The organism is Streptomyces diacarni, assembly GCF_003323715.1.
Lineage (GTDB): Bacteria > Actinomycetota > Actinomycetes > Streptomycetales > Streptomycetaceae > Streptomyces > Streptomyces diacarni.
The window spans coordinates 448,093-474,663 of record NZ_QOIN01000046.1 but is presented as its reverse complement, the minus strand read 5'-3'; the positions used below and the strand labels follow the sequence as shown (position 1 = coordinate 474,663).

22 protein-coding genes and 1 pseudogene are annotated in these 26,571 nt (G+C 73.2%); 13 read left to right on the top strand and 10 right to left on the bottom strand.

Annotation, left to right across the window (positions count from 1 at the left end; all coding sequences use genetic code 11):
* Nucleotides 1–7: 7 nt before the first annotated feature.
* From DTL70_RS18910 to DTL70_RS18890, 5 genes are read right to left on the bottom strand one after another with little or no spacing between them, the layout of a single operon-like run.
* On the bottom strand, nucleotides 8–895 hold the full coding sequence (locus DTL70_RS18910) for a Gfo/Idh/MocA family protein (RefSeq protein ID WP_114023122.1): 888 nt from the start codon (nucleotides 893–895) through the stop codon (nucleotides 8–10).
* 34 nt (nucleotides 896–929) lie between these two features.
* The gene (locus tag DTL70_RS18905; RefSeq protein ID WP_245979459.1) at nucleotides 930–2,150 is read right to left on the bottom strand and encodes an ROK family protein; all 1,221 of its coding nucleotides are present in this window, start codon (nucleotides 2,148–2,150) and stop codon (nucleotides 930–932) included.
* Nucleotides 2,151–2,196: 46 nt separating this feature from the next.
* Nucleotides 2,197–3,111: a carbohydrate ABC transporter permease gene (locus DTL70_RS18900; RefSeq protein ID WP_114023121.1), complete on the bottom strand. Its 915-nt coding sequence runs from the start codon at nucleotides 3,109–3,111 to the stop codon at nucleotides 2,197–2,199.
* Complete coding sequence (locus DTL70_RS18895) at nucleotides 3,111–4,157, bottom strand: carbohydrate ABC transporter permease (protein WP_114023120.1); 1,047 nt, start codon at nucleotides 4,155–4,157, stop codon at nucleotides 3,111–3,113. The genes DTL70_RS18900 and DTL70_RS18895 overlap by 1 nt, the downstream gene beginning before the upstream one ends.
* Nucleotides 4,154–5,617 carry an ABC transporter substrate-binding protein gene (locus DTL70_RS18890; RefSeq protein WP_114023119.1) on the bottom strand — a complete coding sequence of 488 codons (1,464 nt, stop codon included), beginning with the start codon at nucleotides 5,615–5,617 and terminating at the stop codon, nucleotides 4,154–4,156. The genes DTL70_RS18895 and DTL70_RS18890 overlap by 4 nt, the downstream gene beginning before the upstream one ends.
* Nucleotides 5,618–5,744: 127 nt before the next feature.
* On the opposite strand from DTL70_RS18890, the gene DTL70_RS18885 reads away from it, so the two are divergent.
* The 5 genes from DTL70_RS18885 (at nucleotide 5,745) to DTL70_RS18865 (ending at nucleotide 12,168) form a co-directional block, all read left to right on the top strand.
* Nucleotides 5,745–6,791, top strand: a complete 1,047-nt coding sequence (locus tag DTL70_RS18885; protein WP_181860982.1) for a zinc-dependent alcohol dehydrogenase — start codon at nucleotides 5,745–5,747, stop codon at nucleotides 6,789–6,791.
* Between the two features lie 32 nt (nucleotides 6,792–6,823).
* Complete coding sequence (locus DTL70_RS18880) at nucleotides 6,824–7,654, top strand: sugar phosphate isomerase/epimerase family protein (RefSeq protein ID WP_114023117.1); 831 nt, start codon at nucleotides 6,824–6,826, stop codon at nucleotides 7,652–7,654.
* Nucleotides 7,651–9,102: an MGH1-like glycoside hydrolase domain-containing protein gene (locus DTL70_RS18875; protein WP_245979458.1), complete on the top strand. Its 1,452-nt coding sequence runs from the start codon at nucleotides 7,651–7,653 to the stop codon at nucleotides 9,100–9,102. Before DTL70_RS18880 ends, DTL70_RS18875 begins: the two co-directional genes overlap by 4 nt.
* 4 nt (nucleotides 9,103–9,106) lie before the next feature.
* Nucleotides 9,107–11,128: an amylo-alpha-1,6-glucosidase gene (locus DTL70_RS18870; RefSeq protein WP_114023116.1), complete on the top strand. Its 2,022-nt coding sequence runs from the start codon at nucleotides 9,107–9,109 to the stop codon at nucleotides 11,126–11,128.
* Nucleotides 11,129–11,214: 86 nt separating this feature from the next.
* Complete coding sequence (locus tag DTL70_RS18865; protein WP_114023115.1) at nucleotides 11,215–12,168, top strand: FAD-dependent oxidoreductase; 954 nt, start codon at nucleotides 11,215–11,217, stop codon at nucleotides 12,166–12,168.
* A 30-nt stretch (nucleotides 12,169–12,198) separates the two neighbouring features.
* Here DTL70_RS18865 and DTL70_RS18860 read toward each other — a convergent pair whose 3' ends face one another.
* Nucleotides 12,199–13,536 carry a M14 family metallopeptidase gene (locus DTL70_RS18860; RefSeq protein ID WP_114023114.1) on the bottom strand — a complete coding sequence of 446 codons (1,338 nt, stop codon included), beginning with the start codon at nucleotides 13,534–13,536 and terminating at the stop codon, nucleotides 12,199–12,201.
* Nucleotides 13,537–13,739: 203 nt separating this feature from the next.
* Between DTL70_RS18860 and DTL70_RS18855 the strand changes: the two genes are divergently transcribed.
* Nucleotides 13,740–15,218: a M1 family metallopeptidase gene (locus DTL70_RS18855; RefSeq protein ID WP_114023113.1), complete on the top strand. Its 1,479-nt coding sequence runs from the start codon at nucleotides 13,740–13,742 to the stop codon at nucleotides 15,216–15,218.
* Nucleotides 15,219–15,330: 112 nt separating this feature from the next.
* Here the strand turns inward: DTL70_RS18855 and DTL70_RS18850 are convergent, their stop codons facing one another.
* A complete protein-coding gene (locus DTL70_RS18850) occupies nucleotides 15,331–16,203 on the bottom strand; it encodes an oxygenase MpaB family protein (protein ID WP_114023112.1) in 873 nt (290 codons plus the stop codon).
* Nucleotides 16,204–16,408: 205 nt separating this feature from the next.
* Here DTL70_RS18850 and DTL70_RS18845 point away from each other — a divergent pair, with 205 nt between their 5' ends.
* Genes DTL70_RS18845 through DTL70_RS18820 form a run of 6 tightly spaced genes read left to right on the top strand, consistent with a single transcriptional unit; the run spans nucleotide 16,409 to nucleotide 22,168 of the window.
* Nucleotides 16,409–18,214 (top strand): ATP-binding protein, encoded by a 1,806-nt coding sequence (locus DTL70_RS18845; protein WP_114023111.1) that lies wholly within the window; start codon nucleotides 16,409–16,411, stop codon nucleotides 18,212–18,214.
* Nucleotides 18,211–18,639 carry a roadblock/LC7 domain-containing protein gene (locus DTL70_RS18840; protein ID WP_114017888.1) on the top strand — a complete coding sequence of 143 codons (429 nt, stop codon included), beginning with the start codon at nucleotides 18,211–18,213 and terminating at the stop codon, nucleotides 18,637–18,639. The genes DTL70_RS18845 and DTL70_RS18840 overlap by 4 nt, the downstream gene beginning before the upstream one ends.
* On the top strand, nucleotides 18,636–18,998 hold the full coding sequence (locus tag DTL70_RS18835; protein WP_114017887.1) for a DUF742 domain-containing protein: 363 nt from the start codon (nucleotides 18,636–18,638) through the stop codon (nucleotides 18,996–18,998). Before DTL70_RS18840 ends, DTL70_RS18835 begins: the two co-directional genes overlap by 4 nt.
* Complete coding sequence (locus tag DTL70_RS18830; protein ID WP_245979457.1) at nucleotides 18,979–19,614, top strand: GTP-binding protein; 636 nt, start codon at nucleotides 18,979–18,981, stop codon at nucleotides 19,612–19,614. Before DTL70_RS18835 ends, DTL70_RS18830 begins: the two co-directional genes overlap by 20 nt.
* Nucleotides 19,611–20,903, top strand: coding sequence for a cytochrome P450 (locus DTL70_RS18825; protein WP_114023109.1), 1,293 nt, complete (start codon nucleotides 19,611–19,613; stop codon nucleotides 20,901–20,903). Before DTL70_RS18830 ends, DTL70_RS18825 begins: the two co-directional genes overlap by 4 nt.
* Nucleotides 20,900–22,168, top strand: coding sequence for a cytochrome P450 family protein (locus tag DTL70_RS18820; RefSeq protein ID WP_114023108.1), 1,269 nt, complete (start codon nucleotides 20,900–20,902; stop codon nucleotides 22,166–22,168). The genes DTL70_RS18825 and DTL70_RS18820 overlap by 4 nt, the downstream gene beginning before the upstream one ends.
* Here DTL70_RS18820 and DTL70_RS18815 read toward each other — a convergent pair.
* On the bottom strand, nucleotides 22,125–22,949 hold the full coding sequence (locus DTL70_RS18815; protein ID WP_114023107.1) for a TioE family transcriptional regulator: 825 nt from the start codon (nucleotides 22,947–22,949) through the stop codon (nucleotides 22,125–22,127). The genes DTL70_RS18820 and DTL70_RS18815 overlap by 44 nt on opposite strands.
* A gap of 58 nt (nucleotides 22,950–23,007) precedes the next feature.
* On the opposite strand from DTL70_RS18815, the pseudogene DTL70_RS18810 reads away from it, so the two are divergent.
* Nucleotides 23,008–24,242, top strand: a pseudogene (locus DTL70_RS18810) (erythromycin esterase family protein).
* Nucleotides 24,243–24,339: 97 nt separating this feature from the next.
* On the opposite strand, the gene DTL70_RS18805 reads toward DTL70_RS18810, so the two are convergent.
* Nucleotides 24,340–24,732, bottom strand: a complete 393-nt coding sequence (locus DTL70_RS18805) for a hypothetical protein (protein WP_114023105.1) — start codon at nucleotides 24,730–24,732, stop codon at nucleotides 24,340–24,342.
* 328 nt (nucleotides 24,733–25,060) lie between these two features.
* Nucleotides 25,061–26,542, bottom strand: coding sequence for an amino acid permease (locus DTL70_RS18800; protein WP_114023104.1), 1,482 nt, complete (start codon nucleotides 26,540–26,542; stop codon nucleotides 25,061–25,063).
* Nucleotides 26,543–26,571 lie beyond the last annotated feature (29 nt).

The following is a 26,571-nucleotide window of genomic DNA, read 5'->3' as shown; positions in this document are numbered from 1 at the left end:
CGCCGGGTCACGCCGCCGCTTGGGCCAGCAGTTGTTGGAGCCGCAGTCCGCGTCGGGCATCGAGGTCGCCGGCGCGGCCGCTGCGCACCGCGGTCGCGAAGTCGCGGCGCAGCACAGGCCAGCACTCCTCGTGGTCGAGCTCGGCGGTGTCGTAGACCAGTTGGTCCGCTTCCTCGGGTCCGTACAGCTCGATGCGGGTACGGGCCCTGGGCAGGGCGACGGCACCGGACAGGGAGGCCTGGCTGACGGCGCCGTTGTCGTGTTCGCAGGTCAGCTCGGTCCAGCGGCGCGGGTCGCCGGTGGAGCGCACGGTGGTGACCGGGCCGACGGCCAGGTCGAGCAGGTCCAGCAGGTGCGGGCCGAGGTCGAGGAGGGCGCCGTGCTCCAGGCGCCAGGTGGTGGCCTGGTCGCCGCCGAGGAAGGCTCCGTGCAGATAGCAGGAGCGGGCTCCGGTGACACGCGTCGCGCGGGCCTGTTCCAGGAAGCGGCGGGTGGCGGGGTGGTACCGCTTGGTGAGGACGAGTTGGGAGACGACGCCGCGCTCGGCCACCGCGTCGGCGACGGCGCGGGCGGCCGCCAGGTCGGGGCCGAGCGGCTTCTCCAACAGCAGGGCTCGCCCGGCCAGGGCGGCCCGCGGGGCGAGCGCGGCCTGGACGGCGGGCGGCACGGCGAAGGCCACGGCCTCGCACCGGTCGAGGAGTTCCTCGAAGGAGGCGGCGGCCTCGGTGCGGTGGGCGGCGGCGAGCTCGGCGGCGGCCTCGCTCCTGCGGGCCCACACGGCGGCCAGCTCCGTCTCGGGCCCGGCGGCGAGCATCCGGGCGTGCATGGTGCGGGCCCAGGGTCCGGCACCGACGAGGCCGACGCGTATCGGCGGGTGGGGCCAGGCTGGTTTCACGGTGCTGTTCTCCTGCGTTCGGGTCGGGAAGGGGTCACCCGGCGGCCGTGGCGGCGGCGGCCAGTCGGGCGTCGGCGCGGTCGGGGGCGTAGAGGTCCTCGACGACCATGGCGGCGGCCCCGATCAGCCCGGCGCGCTCACCGAGTGCGGAGGTGACGACGTGCAGGTGGGCGGTGGTGCGCGGCATGGCACGCTGGTAGAGCAGTTCCCGTACGCCGGTGACGAACGGGGTGCTCGCCAGGTCGCCGGCGATCATCAGCACGCCGGGGTTGAGCAGGGTGACGACGGTGACCAGCACCTCGCCCACCCTGCGGCCCGCCTCGCGGGCCAGCCGGACGGCCTCGGGGCGCCCGGCGGCGAGGTGGTCGCGTACGCCGGAGCCCGAGGTGGTGGGCACGCCCGCCTCGGTGAGCTGCCTGGCCAGGGCCCGGCCGCTGGCGACGGCGGCGAGGCAGCCGTGGTTGCCGCACATGCACAGTGCGTCCTGGCAGTCGTGCAGCCGGATGTGTCCGATGTCGCCCGCGCCGCCGTCGATGCCGCGGTAGGGCTGCCCGTCGACGACGACGCCGGCGCCGATACCGGTGGCGACCTTGATCAGGACGAAGGCGGCGCAGTCGCGGTGTCCGGCGCGCTGCTCGGCGTAGGCCATGAGGTTGGCGTCGTTGTCGACCAGGACGGGCACGGGGGCCGCAGGACGCACGTGGGCCGCGTACGCCTCCCGCATGCGCTCCGGGATGGGGTAGCCGTCCCAGCCGGGCATGATCGGCGGCTGGATGACCAGCCCCGAGGCGAAGTCCACGGGGCCCGGTACCGACAGGCCGATGCCGCAGACCCGTTCGGGTCCCACTCCCTGTTCCTTCAGCAGCGCGGCGAACCACTGCGCCAGCCGGTCGAGCACCTGTTCGGGCCCGTCTCCTATCAGCAGTTCGCCCGAGCGCTCGGCCAGTACGGTGCCCGCCAGGTCGAGGACGGCCGCGGCGGCGTGCCGGGTTCCGAGGTCGGCGGCGAGCACCACGGCGTGTTCCGCGTCGAACTCCAGCCGCGCCGAGGGCCGCCCGCCCGCGGACCCTGCCATCGGCGCGGCCTCGCCCTCGCGCAGCCAGCCTGCCGTGAAGAGCTGGTCCAGGCGGTGCCCGACGGTGGAGCGGGAGAGCCCGGTGGCCTGTTGCAGGGCGCCGCGGGTGGTGGCTTTGCCCTCCCTGATGAGACGCAGCAGGTGGCCCGCGCTCGACTGGTTCCCGGCGATACCGGTCATGCTCTCCTCAGCTCACGGTCTACTCGTTCGTGCTCGGCGGCTCGCCTCAGCTCTTGTCCGCGCCGCTGGTCAGCCCCTCGGTCAGGAGCCGTTCCGCGGCGAAGAAGAGCAGGACGACGGGGATGGTCAGCACCACCGATCCTGCCATCAGCACGGTCTTGGAGACCTCGATACCGCCCGCGAGCTGCTGAAGACCGAGCGAGACGGTCCATTTGTCGGGCTGGGCCGCCAGGAAGAGCAGCGCGAAGAGGAACTCGTTCCACGCGATCATGAACACGTACAGCCCGGTGGCCATCAGCGACGGTGCGGCCAGCGGAAGGATCACCTTGCGGACCGTCTGGAGCCGGCTGCACCCGTCGAGGGCCGCCGCCTCCTCGATGGAGTACGGGATGGTGACGAAGTAGTTCTTCATCATGTAGATCGAGACCGGCACGGTCTGCGCGATGTAGACGATCGCGAGCCCCACCAGGCTGCCCTGCAGACCCATCTTGGCGAACATCACGAACAGCGGCACGGCCAGCAGCGTCGCCGGGAAGAGGTAGACGGCGAGGAAGAGGGCGCTGACCTGCCGGCCGCCGAAGAACTTCAGCCGGCTGACGGCGTACGCGCCGGGGATCGCGGCGAGCAGGGTGAGGACGACCGCGCCGAGCGAGACGAGCGCGGAGTTGGCCAGCATGTGCACGAACCCCTGGCCGCCCTCGGACGTGGGCTTGAGCACCTCCCGGTAGGTGGACAGCGTGAAGTCCTCGGCGCTCACCCACAGCCGGCCGGGGTCCAGCAGCAGGGCGTCGATGGGTTTCACCGACAGCAGCAGCATGTAGGAGAAGGGCGCAAGGGTGATCACGGCGAGGAAGGCGATCACCACCCAGCGGAGCACGCCGAAGAGGCGCTCCTCGAACCGGGCGCGGCTGAACCGGCGCGCCGCCGGGCGGCCGCGCGGGGACGTATGCGCTGCGCTCATCACGCCTCCTCCTGGACCTTCTTGGCGAAGAACGTGAAGTACACGCCCAGCAGCACCGTCAAGAAGGCCGCCAGGACGAGGGCCTGGGCCGCGGCGGCGCCCACGTCGAAGCGCGCGGTGAGGAAGTCGTACACGCGCACGGCCACCACGTCGGTGCCGGAACCGCCGCCGGTGAGCAGGTAGACGTCGTCGAACTTGTTGAACGTCATGATGAAGCGCAGGACGCACAGCAGCGCGATGACCGGCATCAGCTGCGGCAACAGGACGTAGCGGAAGCGCTGCGTGTGGGTGGCGCCGTCCACCTTCGCGGCCTCCTCCAGGCCGTCGGGCACCGCCTGGAGGCGGGCGAGCAGGAAGAGGAAGGCGAACGGGAAGTAGCGCCAGGTCTCGAACGCGACGACGGTCAGCAGGGCGAGCGGGATGTCGAAGTGCAGCCCGAGGAGGGAGACGTCGAAGGAGCGGGTGGACAGGAAGGCGATCGGGTCGTCCCAGCCCAGCAGCGTGCCGCCCCACTCGTTGACGATGCCGAACTGCGGGCTGAGCGCGATCTCCCACACGAAGGCGACGGCCACCACGGGTGCGACGTACGGCAGCAGCATCGAGCCGCGGAGCAGGCCGCGGCCGCGGAAGGGCCTGCGCAGCGCGAGCGCGGCGACCAGCCCGAGGACGACGGATCCGGCGGTGGCCCCGATCGTGTACAGCAGGGTCGTCCACAGGCTGGCCCAGAAGCCGGGCGAGGTGAAGACGCCGGTGACGTTGTCCAGCGTCCAGTCGCCGAACAGGCTCATGCCCTGGATGTCGACCAGCCGGGCGTGCTGGAAGGCCAGCAGGACCGTCCACAGGATCGGCAGGACGACGACCACGAGGACGACGAGGAAGGTCGGCGTCACGAAGGCCAGCCCGGCGCGGTTCTCCCGCGCCGCGCCGGTCGGCGGGCGGCGGCGCTTCGGCGGTCCGCCGGGACCCGTTCGCCCGTCGTCCGTCGGGGGCCGCTGGGGCGAGCGCGCGGCGGCGGCGCCGGGCGGGGTGGGGGACGTGGTGCTCATCGCAGGGACCTCCGCAGTGCGCCGACTTCCTCGTTGGCCTCGCGTGCGGCCTCGTCGCCCGGTGTGGCGCCGCTGGTCATCTCGCCGACGGCCTTGGCGACGGGCAGCTCGCCGTTGGTGGCGCCGACCAGGGCGCCCTCGCCTTCCGCGATGCCCCAGCGCCGCATGTGGCTCACGCCGTCCGCCAGTTCGTCCAGCAGCGCGTCGGAGTAGATCTCGTTCAGCGGCTTGCGGTGGGTGGCCTCGACGCCCAGGCGGCTGCTCTTCCAGGCGCGGGTGTACTTGCCGGGTTCCTCGGCGGTGCCCTCGCGGACGGGGATCTTGCCCTCGGGCGCCATGCCGAACCAGTCCTCGTATCCGGTGCCCATCATGTACTCGATGAAGCCGCGGGAGGCCTCGGTCTCGGCGGTTCTGGTCACCGTCCAGGACGTGATCTCGCCGAACTGTCCGGGGCGCCGCGCGTCCGGGCCCTTGATCGCGGTGGTGATCCCGCTGTTCTTCGCCAGGAACGCGGGGTCCTTCTCGCACTGGCGGCAGCTCGGCCGGGCGTCGGCACGCTCCCCGGCCAGCTCGTCCAGCAGGAAGGAGGACCACATCAGCATCGGGGAGCGGCCGGCGAAGTAGGTGGCGCGGGTCGAGTCGAGCGTCTGGGTGCCGGCGGGGCCGTGGTCGCGGGCGAGTGTCCGGTAGGTGCTGAAAGCGCGGCGGCAGGACGGCGAGTCCAGCGCGGCACCCTTGCCGTCCTTGTCTGCCTTGCCGTCGTGGTCGTTATCACCTCCGCCGCCCTGCGTGTCGATGAGGCGGCAGTCGTTGGCCAGCGCCAGGCTCTCGAAGCTCTGCTGGGTGAAGACGTCGCCGGGGTCGGTGGCCAGCGAGATGCCGTCCCTCTCTCCCTCGTCCAGCGCCTCGGCCGCCTTCTTCAGCCTGCCGTAGGTGGTGGGCGCGGGCAGCTTCGCGTCCTGGAAGAGGTCCTTGCGGTAGACGAGGAGTTGCAGCCAGGCGTCGGAGGGGACGGTCAGCCGTTTCTTCCCGTCGGCGGTCAGCTTCAGCGCGTTGGCGTCGAAGGTGCCGGCACCGAGGTCCTCGACGATCCGGGCGGGCATGTCGGTGTTGAGCAGGTCGTTGGCGTACATCTGCCAGACCTGGCCCAGCGGCAGTGCGCCGATCACGTCGGGGAGGTCTCCCGCGGCGGCCGCCGACATGATCAGCTGCGGCAGTTGGGCCTCGTCGACACCGACGAGCTCCACCTGGACCCCGCTGCGCTTCTCGTAGCCGGAGACGATCTTCTTGGTCGCGGCCATCCGTGCGGGCAGGTTCTCCAGTGTCCACACCGTTATCTTTTTATCCGGTTTGTCCGGACCTGCCGTGGCGCCGCCTGCGCAGCCGGCCAGGAGGCTCACGCCGAGCACCCCGGCGAGTCCGGCCGCGGCCACCCTCGACCGCCGCGTCCACTTCCCCATGCCTCACCCTCGGTTCCGACTTTCGCTTGCCAGTTCCGCATCTCAGCACCAGTTCTGTCTGTTTACAAGACGTAACCCTGATGTATCTTCGACGAAACTGCTGGAATCACGGCGTTCGGAGTCCCTTGTGGAGCGAGTTGTCCAGTTCACCGGCCCGCGCACGGTCGAGGTGGCCGAGCACGAGAGCGAGCCGCTGCCCCCCGGCCACGTGCGGGTCCGCACCCGCTACTCGGGCATATCGGCAGGAACGGAACTTACCGCTTACAGGGGGACCAACCCGTACCTGACGCGGACCTGGGACCCGGAGTCCCGCCTCTTCACCGACGACGCGGCCGGCATGTCCTACCCGGTCGTGGGCTGGGGCTACTCCGAGGTCGGCGAGGTCACCGAGGTATCCCCCGAACTGGCCGACGCACCCGGCCTCCCCCAGGTGGGCGATCTGGCCTGGGGCATCTGGGGCCACCGCAGCGAGGGCATCGTCCCCGCCGCACGCATGGCGGGCCACCGGCTGCCGGACGGACTCGACCCGCTGGCCGGCGCGTTCGCCCGCGTCGGCGCCATCGCCTACAACGCCGTCCTCGGCGCGGACATCCACCTCGGCGAGGACGTCGCCGTGTTCGGCCAGGGCGTCATCGGCCTGCTGACCACCCGCCTCGCCCAGCTCAACGGCGCACGTGTGAGCGCCGTCGACGCACTGGACGCACGGCTGGAGCACGCGCGCACGCACGGCGCCACCACGACGCTGAACGCGCGGACCGACAGCGTCGCGGAGCGCCTCCGCGAGGCCACGGAAGGCAGGGGCGCGGACGCCGCCATCGAGATCAGCGGCGCCTATCCCGCGCTGCACGAGGCGCTGCGTTCTGTGGCGGTCGGCGGGCGGGTCGTCGCCGCCGGGTTCTACCAGGGCGACGGCGCCGGGCTGCGGCTCGGTGACGAGTTCCACCACAACCGGGCCCAACTGGTGTGCTCGCAGATCGGGGGCGTCCCGCAGGCGCTCGACGGCCGGTGGAGTGTCGAGCGGTTGCAGCGCACCTTCCTGCGCCTGGTCGGAGAAGGCCGCGTGGACGTGGCCTCGCTGGTCAGCCACGTGCTGCCCGTCGCAGACGCGGCACAGGCGTACGAGCTGCTGGACGAGCGGCCCGGCGAGGCGTTGCAGATGGTGCTCGCCTTCTGAACCCGCCCTCCACCCACCACGAAAGGCCACAGATGTTCCGCACCGCCTGCCAGGAGCAGCTCCTCCCCGGCGCGACCCTCCAGGAGAAGTGGGAGTTCGCCCAAGCGGCCGGCTACGACGGCATCGAACTCCGCGGCAAGGGCGACCACCACTTCCGCGAGCGCCTGCCGGAGCTGCGCGGGGCGAAGGCGGACGGCGTCCCGATGCCGACCGTCTGCGTCGACATGCCGCACTTCTTCGCCGCGTTCGACGCCGACCGGCGCCGTGACGCCCTCGCCCAGATGACGTCGCAGCTGTCCGTCATCGCCGAACTCGGCGGCGCGGGGGCGCAGACGCCGGCCTCCTACGGCATGTTCTCCCGCAGGCTGCCGCCGTTCACCCCGCCCCGCGGCGAGGAGGAGGAGCGCGAGGTCCTGCTGTCCGGGCTGACGGAACTGGGCGAGCACGCCCGCGCGGAGGGCGTCACGCTCTTTCTGGAGCCGCTGAACCGGTACGAGGACCACATGGTCAACAGGCTGGAGCAGGCGGTCGAGCTGATCCGCGCAGTGGGGCTCGATTCGGTGCGGATCGGCATCGACAGCTACCACATGAATATCGAGGAGGCCGACCCGCCGGCGGCGATCGTGGCGGCGGCCCCCTACATCGGGCACGCCCAGGTCAGCGACTCCAACAGGTTCCAGCCTGGCGCGGGCCACCTGGACTGGCCGGCGTGGCTCGGCGCGCTGGAGAGCGCGGGCTACCAGGGGCACCTGGCGCTGGAGTGCCGGCTGACGCCGCACCTCGACCCGGCGGAGGCCGTGCGCTCCGTACCGCCGTTCCTGGCCCGGATGAGCGGCGCCGCACCGTGCGGGGCCGGCCGATGACGTCTTCGGCCGTGGCGGTGGGCCCGGGCACGGCGCCGGCGCCGCCGCCCGCCCCCGCACGGCCGTTCGGGCAGGCCGACCGGGCGCTGCGGCGCCGTGCGTGCCGCGTACTGCTCGGCAGCTGGACGGGCCACTCGACAGTGCCCTCCCACGGGCTGTATCCGCACCAGTGGAGCTGGGACTCGGCGTTCATCGCGATCGGGCTGCGCCACCTGTCGCCGCTGCGGGCGCAGCGCGAGCTGGAGACGCTGCTGGGCGCGCAGTGGGGAGACGGGCGGGTCCCGCACATCGTCTTCAACCGTGCGGTGCCGCTGGGTGCCTACTTCCCCAGCCCGGACTTCTGGCGCTCCTCGACGGCGGGCGCGGCGGCCGGTGCGCCCGCGGCCCTGGAGACCTCCGGGATCGTGCAGCCGCCGGTGCACGCGCTGGCGGCGTGGCTGGTGCACAGGGCCGACCCCGCCTCCTCGGCCCGGCGCGGCTTCCTGGCCCGCGTCTACCCGCGCCTGGTGGCCTGGCACAGGTACCTGGCCGACCGGCGCGACCTGGGCGGCGGCGGCCTGGCTGCCGTGGTGCACCCGTGGGAGCCGGGCATGGACAACAGCCCGTGCTGGGACGGTCCGCTGGCGCGGATCGAGCCCGCGGCGGCGGACTCCTTCCGCCGGGCCGACCTGGTGCACGGGGCCGCCGCCGACCGTCCCACCGACCTGGACTACGGGCGGTACGTGCGGCTGGCCGCCGAGTACCGCGACCACGGCTACCGCGACGCCGCGGCCCCGCACCCGTTCGCCGTCGAGGACCCGGGCTTCAACGCGCTGCTCGTCGCCTCCGAGTACGCCCTCGCCCGGATCGCCCGGACGCTCGGCGGTGTACCGGACGTCCACCGGGAGCGGGCCGCCGCGCTGACGGACGCGCTCGTGGAGCGTCTGTGGTCGCCGGAGGCGGGACAGTTCCTCAGCCGCGACCTGCGCGCGGACGGCGCGGGGCGCACCGCCGGGCAGCTGGTGACGGCCAGAAGCGCCGCCGGGCTGCTCCCCCTGCTCACCCCCGACCTGCCGCCGGCGGTCGTCGAGGCGCTGCTGGGCACCGTGCGGGGCCCGCACTTCGGCCTGGGCACGACGGTACGGCTGCTGCCCAGCTACGACCTGCGGGGCGCGGCCTTCGACCCGCACCGCTACTGGCGCGGGCCCGCCTGGTTCAACGTCAACTGGCTGCTGGAGCGCGGGCTTCGGCTCCACGGTGCCGGGCAGCGGGCCGACGCGCTGGCGGAAGAGATCCTGCGGGCGGCGGCGGACAGCCGCTTCGCCGAGTACCTCGATCCCCACACCGGCGCGGGCCGCGGCGCCCGCGACTTCGGCTGGACGGCCGCGCTCGCTCTCGACCTGCTCGCACGGCGGGCCCGCCAGGCCCCGGCGCCCGTGCCCGTGCCCGCTCCGAGAAAGGACTCCTGACCCGATGACGGCGACCGAGCACAGGGTGCTCGTGCACGACGGCACGTTCGCGGTACTGGCGCCCTCCGGCGACATCGCCGAAACTCCGACGGCCACGATGCCGCACGGGCTGTTCCGCAGCGACGCCCGCCACCTGAGCCGCTGGGAGCTGGCCCTGGACGGTGCGCCACCCGTCGTCCTGGTTCCCCAGGGCGCGGGTGACGGTGACGGCTGCGCCGTGCTGACCCCGCGCGGCACCCGCGAGGCGCCCCCGGCCTGCACCGTCTTCCGCGAACAGGCCGTCGCCGACGGCACGCTGACGGAGCTGCTGCGTGTCGTCAGCAACCAGGGTGCGGCGGCGACCGTAGGCCTCACGCTGACAGCGGACGCCGACTTCGCCGACCAGATGGAGCTGCGCGCCCAGCACCGCACCTTCACCAAGCCGGGAGCCGTACACGGCAGCGCCCTTCGCCCCGGCGGCGTCGAGTTCGACTACCGGCGGGGCGCCGACTGGCACGCGCGGACGCTCGTGACGGCCGATCCCGCCCCGCTCACGGTGGAGGGGCCGGACAGCGCGGACTGGGCGGACGCGACCGGTGGGGGCTCAGCCACGGTACGGCGGCTGGGCTGGGAGGTGGAGCTGCCGCCGCACGGCACGGCCGAGCTGCGGCTGCGCGTGACGGCGCTGCCCCACGGCACCGCTCCGCCGGCGCCCCCGCGCGCGCCCGGCGACGACGACCCGGCGCGCGTGCGCTCCCGACTGGCGGCCGAGCGCCACGCGTTCGTGACCGCGCGGCCGCTGCCCGCCGCCCGCGCCGGCGGACCGGAGCTCGCCCGCGCCTGCGAGCAGGGGCTGGCCGACCTGGCCGGGCTGCGGGTGACCGTGCCGGGCCCCGACGGCGCCCCCGTGAGCGTCCCCGGAGCCGGCGTGCCCTGGTTCCTCACTCTCTTCGGCCGCGACTCCCTGCTCACCTCGCTCTTCGCCCTCCCCTACCGCCCCGAGTCGGCCGAGGCCACGCTGCTCGCGCTGGCGGCCACCCAGGCGCGGGAGGAGGACCGGGAGCGGATCGCCGAACCCGGCAAGATCGTCCACGAGGTGCGCCACGGCGAACTGGCCGCCTTCGGACAGGTGCCGTACGGCCGCTACTACGGGTCGGTCGACTCCACGCCGCTCTTCCTCGTTCTGCTCGGCGCCTACGCCAGGCAGCAGGGCCCCGCCGGTACGGAACTGGTCCGCCGCCTGGAGCCGCAGGCACGCGCCGCCGTGCGGTGGATGTTCCGGTGGGGCGGCCTCGACGCGTTCGGCTACCTCGCCTACCGGCCGCACGAGGGCGGGCTGGCCAACCAGAACTGGAAGGACTCCCCCGGCGCCGTCTGCGCTGCCGACGGCACGCTGCCCAGCGGCGCGGTGCTGGTCGCCGAAGCGCAGGGGTACGCCTACGACGCGCTGTGCGCAACGGCCGCGTTGGCCCGCGACGCGTGGGGCGACACGGCGTACGCGGCGCGGCTGGAGAGTGCCGCGGCCGCGCTGCGCGAGCGGTTCGCCTCCGACTTCTGGCTGCCCGACCGCGATTTCGTGCCGCTCGCCCTGGACGAGACCGGACGCCGCCTGGACGCCCTCGCCTCGGACGCGGGACACCTGCTGTGGTCCGGCATCCTCGGACAGCAGCGGGGACAGGCCGTGGGGCGCAGACTGATGGAGCCGGACTTCTTCTCCGGCTGGGGCATCCGCACGCTCGCCGCCGGGCAGGCCCCGTACCACCCGCTCTCCTACCACCGCGGCAGCGTCTGGCCCCAGGACAACGCCCTGATCGCGCTGGGCCTGGCCCGCTACGGACTGCACGAGGAGGTCGACCGGCTCGCCGGGGGCCTGCTGGACGCCGCCGCCCGGCACGGCCACCGCCTGCCCGAGGTGCTCGCCGGCTACCCCCGCGCCGACCACCGGGCCCCGGTGCCCTACCCGCACGCGTGCTCCCCGCAGGCCTGGGCGGCCGCCACTCCGCTGGCGCTGCTGACCGCGCTGGAGGGCGGTCCGGCGCGGCGCTGAGCCGGTACGCCGGCCTGTGCGGTGCCGCCTGGTCCGGCCGTGCGGCCGGCGTGCCGGCGGGCGGCGGCGTGCCGTAGTGTCCGGACATGGTCGATGTGACAGCGGGCGACGGCGGTCGCGGCAGGGCGGACGCCGTCGTCATAGGCGGCGGGGTCATCGGGCTGACGACGGCCGTGGTGCTGGCCGAGCGCGGGATGGACGTGCGGCTGTGGAGCCCCGAGGACCCGCGGGAGACGACCTCGGCGGTCGCCGGCGGCCTGGTGTGGCCCTACCGGATCGAGCCCGAGGCCCAGGCGCTGGACTGGTCGGTCCGCTCCTTCCGGCACTTCTCGTGGCTTGCCGAGCAGCCGCACAGCACCGGGGTGCGGCTGCTGCGGGGCCGGATGGCGGGCAGCGCGCCGCCCGCCGCGTGGACGGCGCTCACCGGCACTCCACCGCGCGCCCCGCTTGTCGACATGGAGACCTATCTCCCGTATCTGGCGGGCAGGTTCGAGGCCGCGGGCGGGCGCGTCGAGCGGCGCGCGGCACGTTCGCTCCACGAGGCGGCGGCCGAGGCTCCCGTCGTCGTGAACTGCAGCGGACTCGGCGCCCGCGAGTTGGTGCCCGACCCCGCGATGCGTGCTGTGCGGGGGCAGATCCTCGTCGTCGAGAACCCGGGCGTCACGGAGTGGTACGTGGACGCCGGCAGCGGGGCGAGCGAGACCACCTACCTGCTGCCCCAGCCCTACGGACTGATCCTCGGCGGCACGGCCCACGAGGACGCCGAGGAGCGCGAACCCGACACGGCGACCGCCGAGGCGATCGTGCGGCGCTGCGCCGCGGTACGGCCCGAGGTGGCCGGCGCGACGGTGCGCGCACACCGGGTCGGGCTGCGTCCCTCCCGGCCCCGCGTCCGGCTGGAGAGCGAGCGGCTGAGCGACGGGCGGGGCGGGGAGTCGCTGTGTGTGCACAACTACGGGCACGGCGGGGCGGGTGTCACCGTCTCGTGGGGCTGCGCCGTGGACGCGGCACGGCTGGTGGGCCCGGCCACCGGCGAGTGAGCCGGGCCCGCACCTCTCGCCTGTCCGGGCTCAGCCGCAGTCGCGCACCGGCGCCCCCGCCGTCAGCGCGAACTCGGCGCGCGGGTCCAGCAGCAGCGGGACCAGGGCGCGCTGCGACTGGCGCAGCGGCACCAGGACGCCGCCACCCCTGCGGGGCTCGGCGCGGACCCCGTGCAGGTCGAGCACCGGTTCGACGTCCTCGAACTGGTCGCCGGTCAGCCGGTAGCCGCAGGGCGGATCATCCAGCACCTGCTCTTCGGCGGGCCGCTCGTTGTCGGCGCCACCGAGGTACACCGGGCCGCGGTCGGCAAAGCCCGCCCTGCGCGCGGCCCCGGTCGCCTTCTCGATGCGGGCGCGGCGCTCGCCGGTGAAGTCGAACGCGCCCTCCAGCGCGGCCAGGTGCGCGCCGACACGGCGCCGGTTGTTGCGCGCCTCGTCGCCCTTGTCGGCGCCGGTGAGCGGTTCGATGCGGGTCTCGGCGAGCAGCCCGACCCCGCCCTTGACGCCGACGGTGTTGCGCAGGATGCGTTCCTGCCCGTCGCCCGCGACCTGCTTGACGGGCTCGCCCGTCTGCGGGTCCGTCCAGATGCCGTAGATGCCGGTGGTGTGGCCGCTGTCCTCGGCGGACGGGCGCGCGTACTTCTCCGAGAGCGTCACGGACTCCTTGTGTACGCCCTTCGCGGTGTTCAGGTTGCGGGGCCACAGGGAGAGCAGGTCCTTCACGTAGTACGGCTCGTGGGCGCCGTACTCGTGCAGGTCGTAGACGGTGTCGGGCCGGTAGTCGCGCAGCACGGCGGCCATCGCGCGGGCCTCGGCGGTCTCCAGCGCCAGGTGGTCGCGGTTGATGTCCACGCCGTCGGCGTTGCCGCGGGTGTCGGCGGCGCGGCCGTCCGGGTTGGCGGTGGGCACGACCAGCACCGTCGTGGCGGACAGGAAACGTTGGGTGGCACGGTCCTCGGCGAAGGCGAGGTCGCGGATGGTGCTCAGGCACGCCTCGCGGCCCGCGGGTTCGTTCCCGTGCTGGGAGCAGATGAGCAGCAGGGAGTTGCCGCGCCTGACCTTCGCGGGGCCTTCAGGCGACGGGGCGCCGATACGGGCCAGCCGCAGCGGCCTTCCCTGCTCGGTGCGGCCGATGGTGTCGAGGGTGACGCGGCGGCCCGCCGCGTCGACGGCGCGCAGGAACTCCTCTTCCTCTGACTGCGTCGTCCAGTGCTGGCCGTGGGTGCGTTCGAAGCCGGTACGGAGCGCGGCGGAGCCGTCTCGCGGAGCGGCCTGCGCGGTGGTGGCGAGGAGGGGGACGAGGAGCGCCGCCGAGGTCAGGGCGGCGGTCTTCCACCGGGAGCGGCCGAGCCGCGCGCGAATCACCATGCCGGGACGGTAGCCGCGACCACGCGTGTGCAGAAGGGGGCGTGTGTCGGCCGGATGACGCTCACATGACGGTAGTTGCTGTGGACATGCGGTGTGCCACGTGAGTACATACCCTTCAAACGAAGCGACACCCCACGCGCCACGGGGACGGGATGTGAACCCGATGGTGGCGCCGCAAGGTTGACGGAAGAGCTGGAGGACTCGTGCGTCACAGACTGATCGTCCCGGGTGCCATGGTGGCGGCCTCGCTGCTGCTCGCGGTCCCGGCCTCGGCGGCCGAACCGTCCCCGGGAGCCCCGGGCGTGGGCGACCCCTACTACCCGGACTACGGGAACGGCGGCTACGACGTCTCCCACTACGACCTCCGGCTCCGGTACCAGCCGAAGACGGACGAGCTGAACGGCACGGCGACCCTGCTGGCCACCGCCGAGCAGGACCTGTCGCGCTTCAACCTGGACTTCGCGCTGGACGTCAGCGAGGTGCGGGTGAACGGCGAGAAGGCGCGCTTCGCCACCACCGGCGCGCACGAACTGCGCATCACCCCGGCCCAGCCGCTCGCCAAGGGCGAGAAGGCCACCGTCGTGGTCCGCTACTCCGGCACCCCCTCGAAGGTCGAGGTGAGCGGCTTCACCTCGTGGCTGCGCACCGAGGACGGCGGCGTGGCCGCCAACGAGCCGGAAGCCGCCTGGTGGTGGTTCCCCAGCAACGACCACCCCTCGGACAAGGCGAGCTACGACGTGAGCGTCGCCGTTCCCGACGGCACCCAGGCGATCAGCAACGGCACCCTCCAGTCGAAGCGCTCCGAGGCCGGCTGGACGCGCTGGAACTGGCGCTCCCGCGCCCCGCAGGCCACCTACCTGGCCACGCTGGCCGTCGGCAGGTTCGACATCACCACGTCCGAGACCGCCTCAGGACTGCCCGTCATCAACGCCTACAGCAAGGATCTGGGCGAGCACGCGGGCGCGGCGCGGGCGAGCGTCGAGCGGACCGCCGAGATCACCGAGTGGCTCCAGGGCTACTTCGGCACCTACCCCTTCGACGCGATGGGCGGCTACGTCCCGAACACGGACACCACCTACGCGCTGGAGACCCAGACCCGCCCGTTCTACAGTCCCGACGACTTCGCCGACGGCTCCAACACCTCCGTCGTCGTCCACGAGATGGCCCACCAGTGGTACGGGGACAGCGTCTCGCTCAAGGGCTGGAAGGACATCTGGATCAACGAGGGCTTCGCGGCCTACGCGCAGTGGCTGTGGTCCGAGGACCAGGGCGAGGGCACGGCGCGCGAACTGGCCGACTACGCCTACGCCTCCCGCCCGGCCGACGACGACTTCTGGAAGGTGAAGCCGGGCGACCCCGGCCCGGACAACCAGTTCCACTCGGCGGTCTACGACCGCGGGGCGATGGCTCTCCAGGCGCTGCGCGAGAAGATCGGAGACAAGGACTTCTTCGCCCTCCTCAAGGGCTGGCCCCAGCAGCACGAGGGCGGCAACGCGGACGTGGGCGACTTCGTCGCCTACGCGGAGAAGGTGTCGGGCGAGCCGCTGGCCGAGCTGTTCGACACCTGGCTGTTCCAGCCCGCCAAGCCGCCCGCCTCCGCGGCGGGGCTCAAGGCGAAGGCCGCGCCCGAGCAGCCCGAGTCGTGGAAGAAGATCCACACGGCCGACCACCCGCACCACTGACGGCGTCGAGGCCGGCCCCCAGGTCGGGGCCGGCCCGGTGTCGTGCTCCAGACGGCCCGGCGCGCTGGTCCGGGGCCGCCGGCGCGCTGGTGCCGAACCGCTCGGGGCGAGCTCAGCGGGCCGCCCGGGCCCGGTACGCGTACGGCAGGTAGCGCAGGCGTTCCGGCAGCCGGGGCACGACGGCGGCGACGACGCGACCCAGCCGCCGCATGCGCCGCTCCTGGCGGGGGCTCCAGGGCAGCCGCAGCGCGCGCCGCGCGTCGGGGGGCATCAGGCCGATGATCACAAACCGCCGCAGCCGGGCGAGTCCGGGCGCCAGCAGCGGCCAGGCCGCGCGCAGCGCACCGCGCACGGGCCGGGGCCCGTAGGGCGGCGGCGGGATCTTCATGTCGAGGGCGACGAGTTCACGCACCACGTCCGTGGGCTCGATCTCCTCGGCCAGCATGCGCCGCCAGTAGGGCCAGAACTCCTCCAGCGTCTGCGGCATGTCCCGCTCGTGGAGGCCCAGCACGCGGCCGACCTGGAGCCACTCGGCGTACAGCCGCCGCTCCTCCGCCTCGGTGAAGGGGCGGCGGGCGAGGTAGCGCTGTCCGTGCTGGAAGGAGGGGAAGCCGGTGGCGTGCACCCACGCGTAGTAGGCGGGCATCAGCGCGTGGTAGCGGTGGCCGTGCGCGTCGACGCCCTGGATCGTCTTGTGCAGCTCCCGCAGTCTGCGGCCTTCGGCGGCGGCCTCCTCGCCTCCGTACACCCACAGCAGCACGCTGCGCACCGAGCGCTCGCCTCGGCCCCACGGGTCGGTGCGGAAGACGGAGTGCTGGTCCACTCCGGCGCCGACGGCGGGGTGGGCGACCTGCATGGTCAGCGCGCCGGGCAGCGTGAACAGGATGCGGAGGTCCCCGGCCACGTCCCACAGGATGCCGTCGGACGGTGGCGGCGCCGGGTCGGTGCGTGCTGGATGCCTCTCGCGTGCCTTCACACTCCTCATGATGCCTTCCCCTGCGGTGGGACGCGCGGTACGGTCCGGGGCCGTCGGCCGGAACCCGGAGGGGCGGCATTCCGCCATCTTCCGAACCGGAACACCCCTCCGTCATTTCGTGATCACTAACTGACTTATATTGGTGCGACGTTGCTCGGAGGGCTGCGGCATCAGCTCTCGCCTCTGCCCGGTTCCGTCCCCTAGGACCTGATTGATGACCTCCCCCGAGATATCACCGCCACCGGCCGCAGGCACCGGCAGAACGGCCGCGGGGCCCGGGACCGCGGCCGCGACCCCGGGCGCCGGGACCGGCACGGGAACCGCACTGGCACTGCTGGTCTCCGCCGCGCTCGCCGCGGTCGCCTGCCTGACGGCCGTGTACGCGGCCGACGCGTCGGCGCGTACCGCCGTCGCCTGGGGCAGCGGCGCGGCCGGGGTCGTGCTGTGCGCGGCCGTCACCGTCGCCGCGCGCGCCGTGCTGACGGGGCGTCGGCTGCGTGCCGCCCTGGCGGCCGGCAACGCGCGCGCGGCCGAACGGGAGCGGGCCGACGCCTACTTCGCCGACGCGGTGGTACCCGTTGTCGTCGACCGGCTGCGCCGCGGCGGCTCGGCCGAGACCGCGCTGGCCGAGGCGCCCGCCGCGGCCGGTGAGACGCAGCGCCGGGTGCTGGTCACCCTGGCGCGCGAGGTGCACAAGGGCGAGAACATGCGGGCCGCCGCGATGTCGGCGTGCGCCAACGCGGCCGGACGCGTACAGGCGCTGGCCACGGGCATGGCCGCCGACCTGCGGGAGATGGAGCATCGGCACGCCGACGAGGACGTGCTGGCCGACCTGTTGCACCTGGACCACCGCACGGCACAGACAGGCCGCATCGCTGACTCCATCGCGGTACTGACGGGCGCCCGTTCGGGACGCCGGTGGGCCAAGCCCATCGTCATGGAGTCGATTCTGCGCGGCGCGATGGGGCGCATCAGCGGCTACCAGCGGGTGCGGCTGCACTCGGCGAGCGAGGTGGCCATCGCGGGCCACGCGGCCGAGGGCGTCATGCACGCGCTGGCCGAGCTGATGGACAACGCGGCGAACTTCTCCCCGCCCACCTCCGAAGTACACGTGTACGTCGAGGAGGTGGCCGCCGGGGTGGTCATCACCATCGAGGACGGCGGCCTGGTGATGGGCGAGGTGGCGCTCCGCCGCGCCCAGCAGGCCGTCTCCGCCGAGCACAACGACCTGTCCACGCTCTCGGGCACCCGGCTCGGGCTGGCCGTCGTCGGGCGCCTGGCCCGCAAGCACGGCCTGTCCGTCTCCTTCCGCCCCTCCGCGCACGGCGGGACGGGCGTCCTCGTCCGTATCCCGCGCGAGTTGGTGACCGAGCCGCGCCGTGCGGAGAGCCCCGGCGTGCCCGCGGCCGGGCCCGCGCCGGCCGCCGCGCCCGCCAGGAGCCGCGGGCTGCTGAGCGCCGCGCCCGGCAGTGCCACGGGCGACACGCCCGCCCGGCAGCCGGAGCACGCGCCCGCCTCCCGCGGGCCCGCCCTGGGCCACGGAGGGAACGAGAGCACACACACAGACGAGCACGAGAGCGCGCGGACCGGCGAGCACGAGAGTTCACGCACCGGCGAGTACGAGAGCCCGCGGACCGGCGAGTACGCGACCGCGGCGCCTCCGCCCCAGGAGTTCGGAACCAGCGGCCTGCCCAAGCGGCGCCGGGGCCAGACCCTGGCGGCGGTCGCCCGCGCTTCCGCCTCCCGTTCCTCCGCCACGGGCTCCGCGCCCGACGCGACCGAGGAGTCCGGCGCACGGGAGCGCGACCGCGACCCGGCAGCCGGCCGTACCAAGCGGCCCCCGGGCGCGCGCTTCGGCGACTTCCGCCGGGCCGTGCAGGGTGCCGCCCCGTCGGACGAGGAGACCACCGAGTCCCGCGACAAGACCCCCGAACCCGGCGCGACGGGCCGACACCCCACAGCCCCCGGCGCCCCCTCCCCCGCCCGCTCCTCTCCCTTCTCGGAGGACGACACCGAATGATCACTGACAGCAAGCTCGACTGGCTGCTGGAGAGTCTGCTGGAGCGCACGCCCGGCGCCCGGCACGCACTCGTGCTGTCCCGGGACGGCCTGAAGCTGTGCCGCACCCCGGAGCTCTCCGTGGACCAGGCCGACCAGCTCGCGGCCATCTCGGCCGGTATCCAGAGCCTGTCGCACGGCGCTTCCGTGGAGTTCGGCAACGGTGACGGCGGAGTCCGGCAGGCCATGGCGGAGTTCTACGGCGGCATCCTGTTCGTCGTGGAGGCCGGTGACGGCGCCCACCTGGCCGTCGTCGCCGACGAGGAGTCGGACGTCGGTCTGATCGGCCACAACATGAACGAGCTGATCGAGCAGCTCAGCGAATACCTCAGCGCCCCGCCGCGCCAACAGGCGGCGAGTGACGGGCGCGGGGGCGGGCAGGCATGACGCGGCCGGGCCGGGACGAGGACCCGGACCGGCTGTACACCGTGACCGGCGGGCGCAGCCGTTCGGTGGCCGGAGCCGACACCTTCGATCTGGTGACGCTCGTGGTCAGCGAGAGCGCCCCCGTGCGCGGCATGCAGTCGGAGCACGCCGCGATCCTCCGCATCTGCCGCTTCCCCACGGCGGTCGTGGAGCTGGCCTCCGATCTGGGACTGCCGGTGAGCGTCGTCCGCATCCTGCTGGGCGACCTGCTCGCGCAGGGGAAGATCACCGCCCGTCATCCGCGGCGTGCCCAGACCGCTGACGCACTGCCCGATCCCGACATCCTGAAGCAGGTGCTCGTTGGACTCCGCAACATCTGAAGCGACCCCGGTGGCGACCGCCGACGCGCAGGAACGCCCCCCGCTGCTGAGCACGGCGGCGCAGGGACTGAAGATCGTGATCGTCGGCGGGTTCGGGGTCGGCAAGACGACCATGGTCAGGGCGGTCAGCGACATCCGCCCGCTGAACACCGAGGAGACGATGACCCGGGCCGGTGAGGGGGTCGACGACCTCTCCGGCGTCCAGGACAAGACGACCACCACCATCGCCTTCGACTTCGGCCGCATCAGCCTGGACGACGAGACGGTGCTCTACCTGTTCGGCGCGCCCGGCCAGGAGCGGTTCTGGTTCCTGTGGGACCGGCTCTTCTCCGGCACGCTGGGCGCCGTCGTGCTGGTGGACACGCGCCGCCTGGAGGAGTCGTGGTACGCCATCGACCGCCTCGAGGCGCACGGCACTCCGTTCATCGTCGCCAGCAACGACTTCGGCGGCCCCCGGCACACCCCGGACCAGGTACGCGAGGCGCTCGATCTGCCCGACGACGTCCCGCTGGTCGAGTGCGACGCACGCTCCCGCACCTCCAGCAAGGACGTGCTGCTCGCCCTCGTCCACCACTTGTACGCCCTCTCCACCGCGCGCCGGGAGAACACCCCGTGACACCCGCTCAGCACCACAGCACCGTCTCCGCACCGCCGCCCGGCTGCCCCGCGCACCCCAGCTCGGAGTCCGTCCCCCTGCTGGGGCCGCGCTTCCAAAACGACGACCGCGCCAGGCTCTACCGCGACATGTACGAGCAGCACGGGCCGCTCGCTCCGGTGACACTGCCGGGCGACGTCCCCTGCTGGCTGGTCCTCGGCTACCGGGAACTGCACCAGATCACCTCCGATCCGGTGCTCTACAGCCGCGACTCGGGCCTGTGGAACCAGTGGCCGAACATCCCGGCCGACTGGCCGCTGCTGCCGATGGTCGGCAAGCAGCCGTCGATCCTCTACACCGTGGCGGAACGGCACCAGCGCCGCTCCGCTCTGGTCAGCGACGCGCTCACCGCCGTGGACCCGTTCGAGTTGCGCGACCACTCCGAGCGGTTCGCCGACCGGCTGATCGACGAGCTGTGCGGACGCGGCTCGGCCGACCTGATCGCCGAGTACGCCAAGGTGCTGCCCGCGCTGGTGCTCGCCCGGCTCTACGGCTTCACCGACGAGGAGGGCGCCGCGCTGGTGCCCAGCATCAACGACCTCGTGGACGGCGGCGAGGGCGCGCTGGCCGGACGCGACCGGGTGAAGGGGGCGATGGAGACACTGCTGGCCTCCCGGCGCCAGGCTCCCGCCGCCGGGGTCGCCTCGCGGATGCTGCACCACGACTTCGCCGAGGGGTTCTCCTTCGAGGAGATCGTCGAGGACATGATGGTCAACATCATCGCGGGCCACCAGCCGACCGCCGACTGGATCGGCAACTCGCTGCGGCTGATGCTCACCGACGAGCGCTTCGCCGCCTCGCTGACCGGCGGCCGGCACAGCGTCGCCGAGGCGATGAACGAGGTGCTGTGGGAGGACACGCCCACCCAGAACATCGCGGGCCGCTGGGCCACCCGTGACACCCAGCTCGCCGGGCGGCACGTGGCGGCGGGCGACCTGCTGATGCTCAGCTTCGCCGCCGCCAACGGCGATCCGCAGGTGCGGCCCGACCGCACGGTGCTGACCGGCGGCAACAACGCCTTCCTCTCCTTCGGGCACGGGGACCACCGCTGCCCCTACCCCGCGCAGGACATCGCCGAGGGCATCGCCCGTACCGGCATCGAGGTCCTGCTCGACCGCCTGCCGGACGTCGACCTGGCCGTCAGCCGCCAGGCCCTCGTGTGGCGGCCCTCGCCCTTCCTGCGGGGCCTGGCGTCGCTCCCCGTCCGCTTCACCCCGACCCCCACGAGCGCCCAGGGAGGCCTGCGATGACCGAGCCCGCCGCCGCGTGCCCCTTCACCGGGTCGCGCTCGTCAGGCGCCCGGGAAGGCGTGATCGCGCTCGACCCGCTCGTCGGCGACCTGGCGGGCGAGGGCGCCGCGCTGCGCGCCGCGGGGCCCCTGGCCCCCGTCGAACTGCCCGGCGGGGTACGGGTGTGGGCGGTCACCCACCACGCGGAGGCGCGGCGGCTGCTGACCGACAGCAGGCTGGTGAAGGACATCGGCCACTGGGCGGCCTGGAAACGCGGGGAGATCCCCGACACCTGGCCGCTGATCGGCCTGGCCGACCCGGGCCCCAGCATGCTCACCTTCGACGGCCCCGAGCACCGCAGGCTGCGCACGCTGACCGCGCAGGCCCTCACCCCCCGCCGGGTGGCCGCGATGCGGCCGCGCATCGAGGAGATCACCCGCGGGCTCCTGGACGACCTGCGGGCCTCGGCCGACGCGGACGGCCGCGTCGATCTCAAGGCCGCGTTCGCCTACCCGCTCCCGATGGCCGTGATCGGGGACCTGGTGGGCGTCGACACCGACCGGATCCCCCGGCTGCGCACCCTCTTCGACGGCTTCTTCAGCAGCGTCACGCCGGGCGAGGACGTGCAGGCCATCATCGCCGAACTCGGCGCGCTCTTCGGCGCGATCGTGGCCGAGAAGCGCCGGTCCCCGGGCGACGACCTGACGAGCGCGCTGCTGGCCGCCGCCGACGAGGGCGACTCGCTCAGCGACGAGGAGATCATCGCCACCGTCCAGGTGCTGATCACCGCGGGGCACGAGACCACGATCAGCCTGATCGTGAGCACCGTACGCGCCCTGCTGACCCACCCGGACCAGCTCGCTCTCGTCCTGGCGGGCGAGGTGGGCTGGGAGGCAGCCATCGAGGAGACGCTGCGGTGGGACGCGCCCACCACGCACGTGCTGATCCGGTTCGCCACCGAGGACATGGAGGTCGGCGGCACCGTACTCGGACAGGGCGACGCGGTGATCATCGCCTACGGCGCCCTCGGGAGGGACGAGCGGCAGCACGGGCCCGACGCGGAGCGGTTCGACGTCACTCGCACCCCGACGCGGCACCTGTCCTTCGGGCACGGTCCGCACGTGTGCCCCGGAGCTCCGCTTTCGCGTCTGGAGGCCCTGGTCGCCCTCCCCGCCCTCTTCGAGCGCTTCCCCGGGCTCTCCCTCGCGGTCGATCCCGCCCAGCTGCGCAACAAGCCGGCGGTCACCCAGAACGAGCTGTACGAGCTGCCGGTACGGCTGAACTGAGGGGCTCGCCGAGACAGGCGTCCAACGCGGCGGCGCCGGTGAGCATCGCCCGTCCGCGCGCCGCCAGCCGAGCGTGCCAGTCACGCAGCGCCCCCTCCAGCGGCTCCACCCCACCGGCGGTCCTGACCTGGGCGATCAGCGGGGCGATCTCCTCCAGCAGGTAGCCGCCGCGCCGGAGTTGGTGGGTCAGCATCGCGTCCCGCACATCGGCCGCGCCGAAGACGCGGTACCCGGTTCGCGGGTCGCGGCGCGGGCTCACCAGCCCGGCCTGCTCCCACTTGCGCAGCGTCGCGGTCCTGATACCGAGCCTCCCCGCGAGCGGCCCGATGAACGTGCCGCCGTTCCCGGCTGCCGCCGCAGGACCCGGCCCCGCACCCGTCTCGGACACCGCACCCGTCTCGGACGCCGCGCCGGTGCCGGACTGCGCGCCCGGCCCCAGATCGCGGAGGGCCGCGCGCACGGCCCGGAGCGTCCGCCGGTCGTCGAGGAGTTGGGCGTGGCTCTCGTCGATGAGGCGGAACGCCTCGTCGACCGCGCCCGCGTTGACGGCCCGCATGATCGACGCCGCCGTCCGGTGGCCGTGGCCCGGCAGCAGGGCCAGGAAGGCACGCAGCGCCCGCGCGTGCAGCGGCGTGTAGGTGCGGTAGCCGTGGGGTGTGCGGTCCGCGGCCGGGAGGATGCCGGCCTCCTCGTAGTTGCGGACCGCCTGCGTGGACAGGCCGTGCCCGCGCGCCAGATCGACCGGCCTCAGCCGCTCACCGCTTTGAAGGTTTCGTCCCACAACTCCGAGGATATCGCGGAAAAGTTTCCACCGAGAGTTCAACGATACCGTTGAGGGAATGGACGCCGAAACCCAGCACACCACCACTCATCCCGTCGAAGCGCCCGCGCTCCTGCGGCTGTTGGAGGGCCGGCCGCGACTGCTCGCCCTGGGCGAGCCGGTCCACGGTGAGGACGCGCTGCTCGACCTGCGCAACGCCCTCTTCCGGCAGCTCGTCGAAGAGGAGGGCTACCGGACGATCGCCGTCGAGAGCGACTGCCTGGCAGGCCTGACCGTGGACGCCTACGTCACCTCGGGCACGGGCGACCTCGACGCGGTCATGGAGCACGGATTCAGCCACGGCTGGGGCGCGTTCGCCGGCAACCGCGCACTCGTGCGCTGGATGCGCGCCTACAACGAGGACCGCCCGGCATCCGAGCAGGTGCGCTTCGCCGGTGTCGACGGCCCCCTGGAGATATCCGGCGCCGCGAGCCCCCGGCAGGCCCTCACCGCACTGCACGACCACCTCTCGGCGCGGGTGGAGCCGGAACTCCTCCCCTGCACCGCGCGGACGCTCCAGGACCTGCTCGGCGCCGACGAGCTGTGGACCGAACCCGCCGCGATGCGGAACCCGGACAGGTCCGTGGGGAGCTCGGCCGAGGCCCAGCGGCTGCGCCTGCTCGCCGACGACCTGGTGGCGCTGCTCGACGCGCGGCTGCCGCGTCCGGATACGGCGACCTCCCAGGAGGACTGGGAGCGGGCACGCCTGTACGGGCGCACCGCCGTCGGCCTGCTGCGCTACCACTCCTGGATGGCCGACACCTCGCAGGGCCGCATGACACGGCTGCTGGGCCTGCGGGACCAGATCATGGCCGACAACCTCCTGGCCCTCGCCCGGCGGGGCCGGGCACTTGTCTCCGCGCACAACGGCCATCTCCAGCGGGCCAAGAGCGCGATGAGCATGGGCGGCCCGCCGCTGGAGTGGTGGGGCGCCGGCGCGCTCGTCAGCGCGCGGCTGGGCGGCGCTTACGCCTTCGTGGCCACGGCGCTCGGCACGCTCCGGCACCAGGGCGTGGACGTCCCGCCCCCGGACACCGTGGAGGGCCTCCTGTACGCGCTGCCGGAGGATCGCTGCCTGATCGACGCGCCGGAGTGGGCCACCTCCCTGGCCGCGGGACCGCGGCCCGCCGCCCGCGTCTCCCCTGGTTCGGCTACTCCCCGCTCGACCCGGCCCACCTGGCCGACGTCGACGGGCTCGTGTTCGTCAAGGACGTCGAGCGAGCTGACTCCGCCGCGACTCGTCCTCGGCCTTGAACGCCGGCTGGTCGGCACGTACGACGGACCCGGGCGACCGGGCCGGGTGCCCCACGCAGGATCCCGGCCCGGCTCACCAGGTCATGAGGTCACCAGGTCATGAGGTCACCGGGGCCTGTCGCACCCATTTGTCGACAGCGTGCGCGAACGTGATCACTGCCTTCCTGGAATCGGGCGGCAGTGCGGCCAGGGCGGCTCTTCGGTGCGTCAGGCACACGGCGAGGTTTTTGACGCGGAAGTAGACCCGCACCTCGCGCTCGCGCCAATCGCCGTCGTCGAGATCCGTCTCCTCGGAGATGTAGGCCTCGTCGCCGAGGCCGGGCAGCCGCTCGCCGTCCGTGGGGCACCCCCCGAGGTTCGCGGGCAGCAGGGGAGCCTCCACGTCGAGCTGGTTGATCGCCCTGTCGAGTTCCTTGCCGGGTTCGAAGTCGCAACTGGCCGTTTCCTTGTGCGCGAACCTCAGCTTGGGCCCGGGGACCAGCGGCTCCATGAGCCCGGTGTGTTCCCTCAGATACAGGCACACGTTCGGCGGCTTCACGAACCGTTCGGCCGTTGGCGACGGGGATCCCGTGGCCGACGGGCTGCGGGACGGCCCGCTGTCGGCCCGGTCGGTCCCGCCGTCCGGCGTCCGGTCCCCTGGGCTTCGATCAATCCGGTGCACCGGCTGCCGTCCGGGACGCGGATCTGCGACGTCGCGCCCAGGCACGGCACGAGGGCCTTCTCCCGCGGGAGCGGACGGAGGCCGGCCACGTCGCGGGCCCGTCGGCGAACTCCGGGCCGGCGGGCGGCGCGACCGTCCGCAGCCGGTGCGGGGCCGGCTACTTCACCTCGCGTTCCGCGGCGGCGGCCCGCACCCGTCCGCGCACGCCGAACCACCCCGCGACCAGCGCGGCGGCGATCACGGGTACGAGCATCACGGTGCGCCGGCCCACGTCGGGGTCCTTCCACATCAGCACGACGACGCCGACCAGGAAGGCGATCGTCACCCACTCGGTGACGGGCGAGAAGGGCAGCCGGAAGGACGGGCGCTCGACCAGCCCGGCCTTGGCGCGCCGCACGAACACCCAGTGGCACAGCATGATGGTGCACCAGGTGCTGATGATGCCGAGCGCGGCGATGTTCAGCACGATCTCGAACGCCTTGCCGGGCACCACGTAGTTGAGCCCGACACCGACGACGCACACGGCCGAGGTGAGCAGGATGCCGCCGTAGGGCACCTGGCTGCGGTTCATCCGGCCGGTGAACTTGGGCGCCGACCCCGACATGGCCATGGAGCGCAGGATGCGCCCGGTGGAGTAGAGCCCGGAGTTGAGGCTGGACATGGCCGCGGTGAGGACGACGAGGTTCATCACGTCGCCCGCGCCGGGCACCCCGAGCTTGGACAGCACGGTCACGAACGGGCTCTCCCCGTCGGCGAACTGGTCCCAGGGCAGCAGCAGCGTGAGCAGCAGCACGGAGCCGACGTAGAAGAAGCCGACGCGCCACATGATCGCGTTCACGGCCTTGGGGACGACCTTGTGCGGCTCGGCGGTCTCGCCCGCGGTCACGCCGACCAGTTCGACGCAGGAGTAGGCGAAGACGACGCCCTGCATGACGATGACGACGGGCATCAGACCGCCGGGGAAGATGCCGCCGTGGTCGGTGATCTGGCTGAGCCCCGGGGTGGTGCCGCCGACCTCGTGCTGGGTGGCGAGCAGGACGATGCCGATGCCCATGAAGACCACCAGGGCCGCCACCTTGATCACCGCGAACCAGAACTCCAGCTCGCCGAAGATCTTCACGGAGATCATGTTGATGGCCAGCACCACGGCTAGCGCGATCAGCGCGAGCACCCACTGCGGGATGTCGGTGAAGAAGCTCCAGTAGTGGGTGTAGAGGGCGATGGCGGTGATGTCGGCGATGCCGGTGGTCGACCAGTTGAGGAAGTACATCCAGCCGGCGACGTAGGCGCCCTTCTCCCCCAGGAACTCGCGCGAGTAGGAGACGAAGGAGCCCGAGGAGGGGCGGTGCAGCACCATCTCGCCGAGCGCCTTGACGACGAAGAAGGCGAAGAGGCCGCAGACGGCGTAGGCGATCGCCAGCGCGGGCCCCGCGGAGGCGAGGCGGCCGCCCGCGCCCAGGAACAGACCGGTGCCGATCGCCCCGCCGATGGCGATCATGTTGATGTGGCGCGCCTTGAGGTCTTTGCTGTAGCCGGTGTCCCCGGCGTCCTGCGCCGGCCCGTGGGGGGTCTGCGCTCCGGCCCGGTCACCCCCGCCGGGTTGCGGCGGGATGGCGTCCTGGACGACGTCGTTGCTCACGATCGTTCCAACTCACTTGAGGTTCGGGC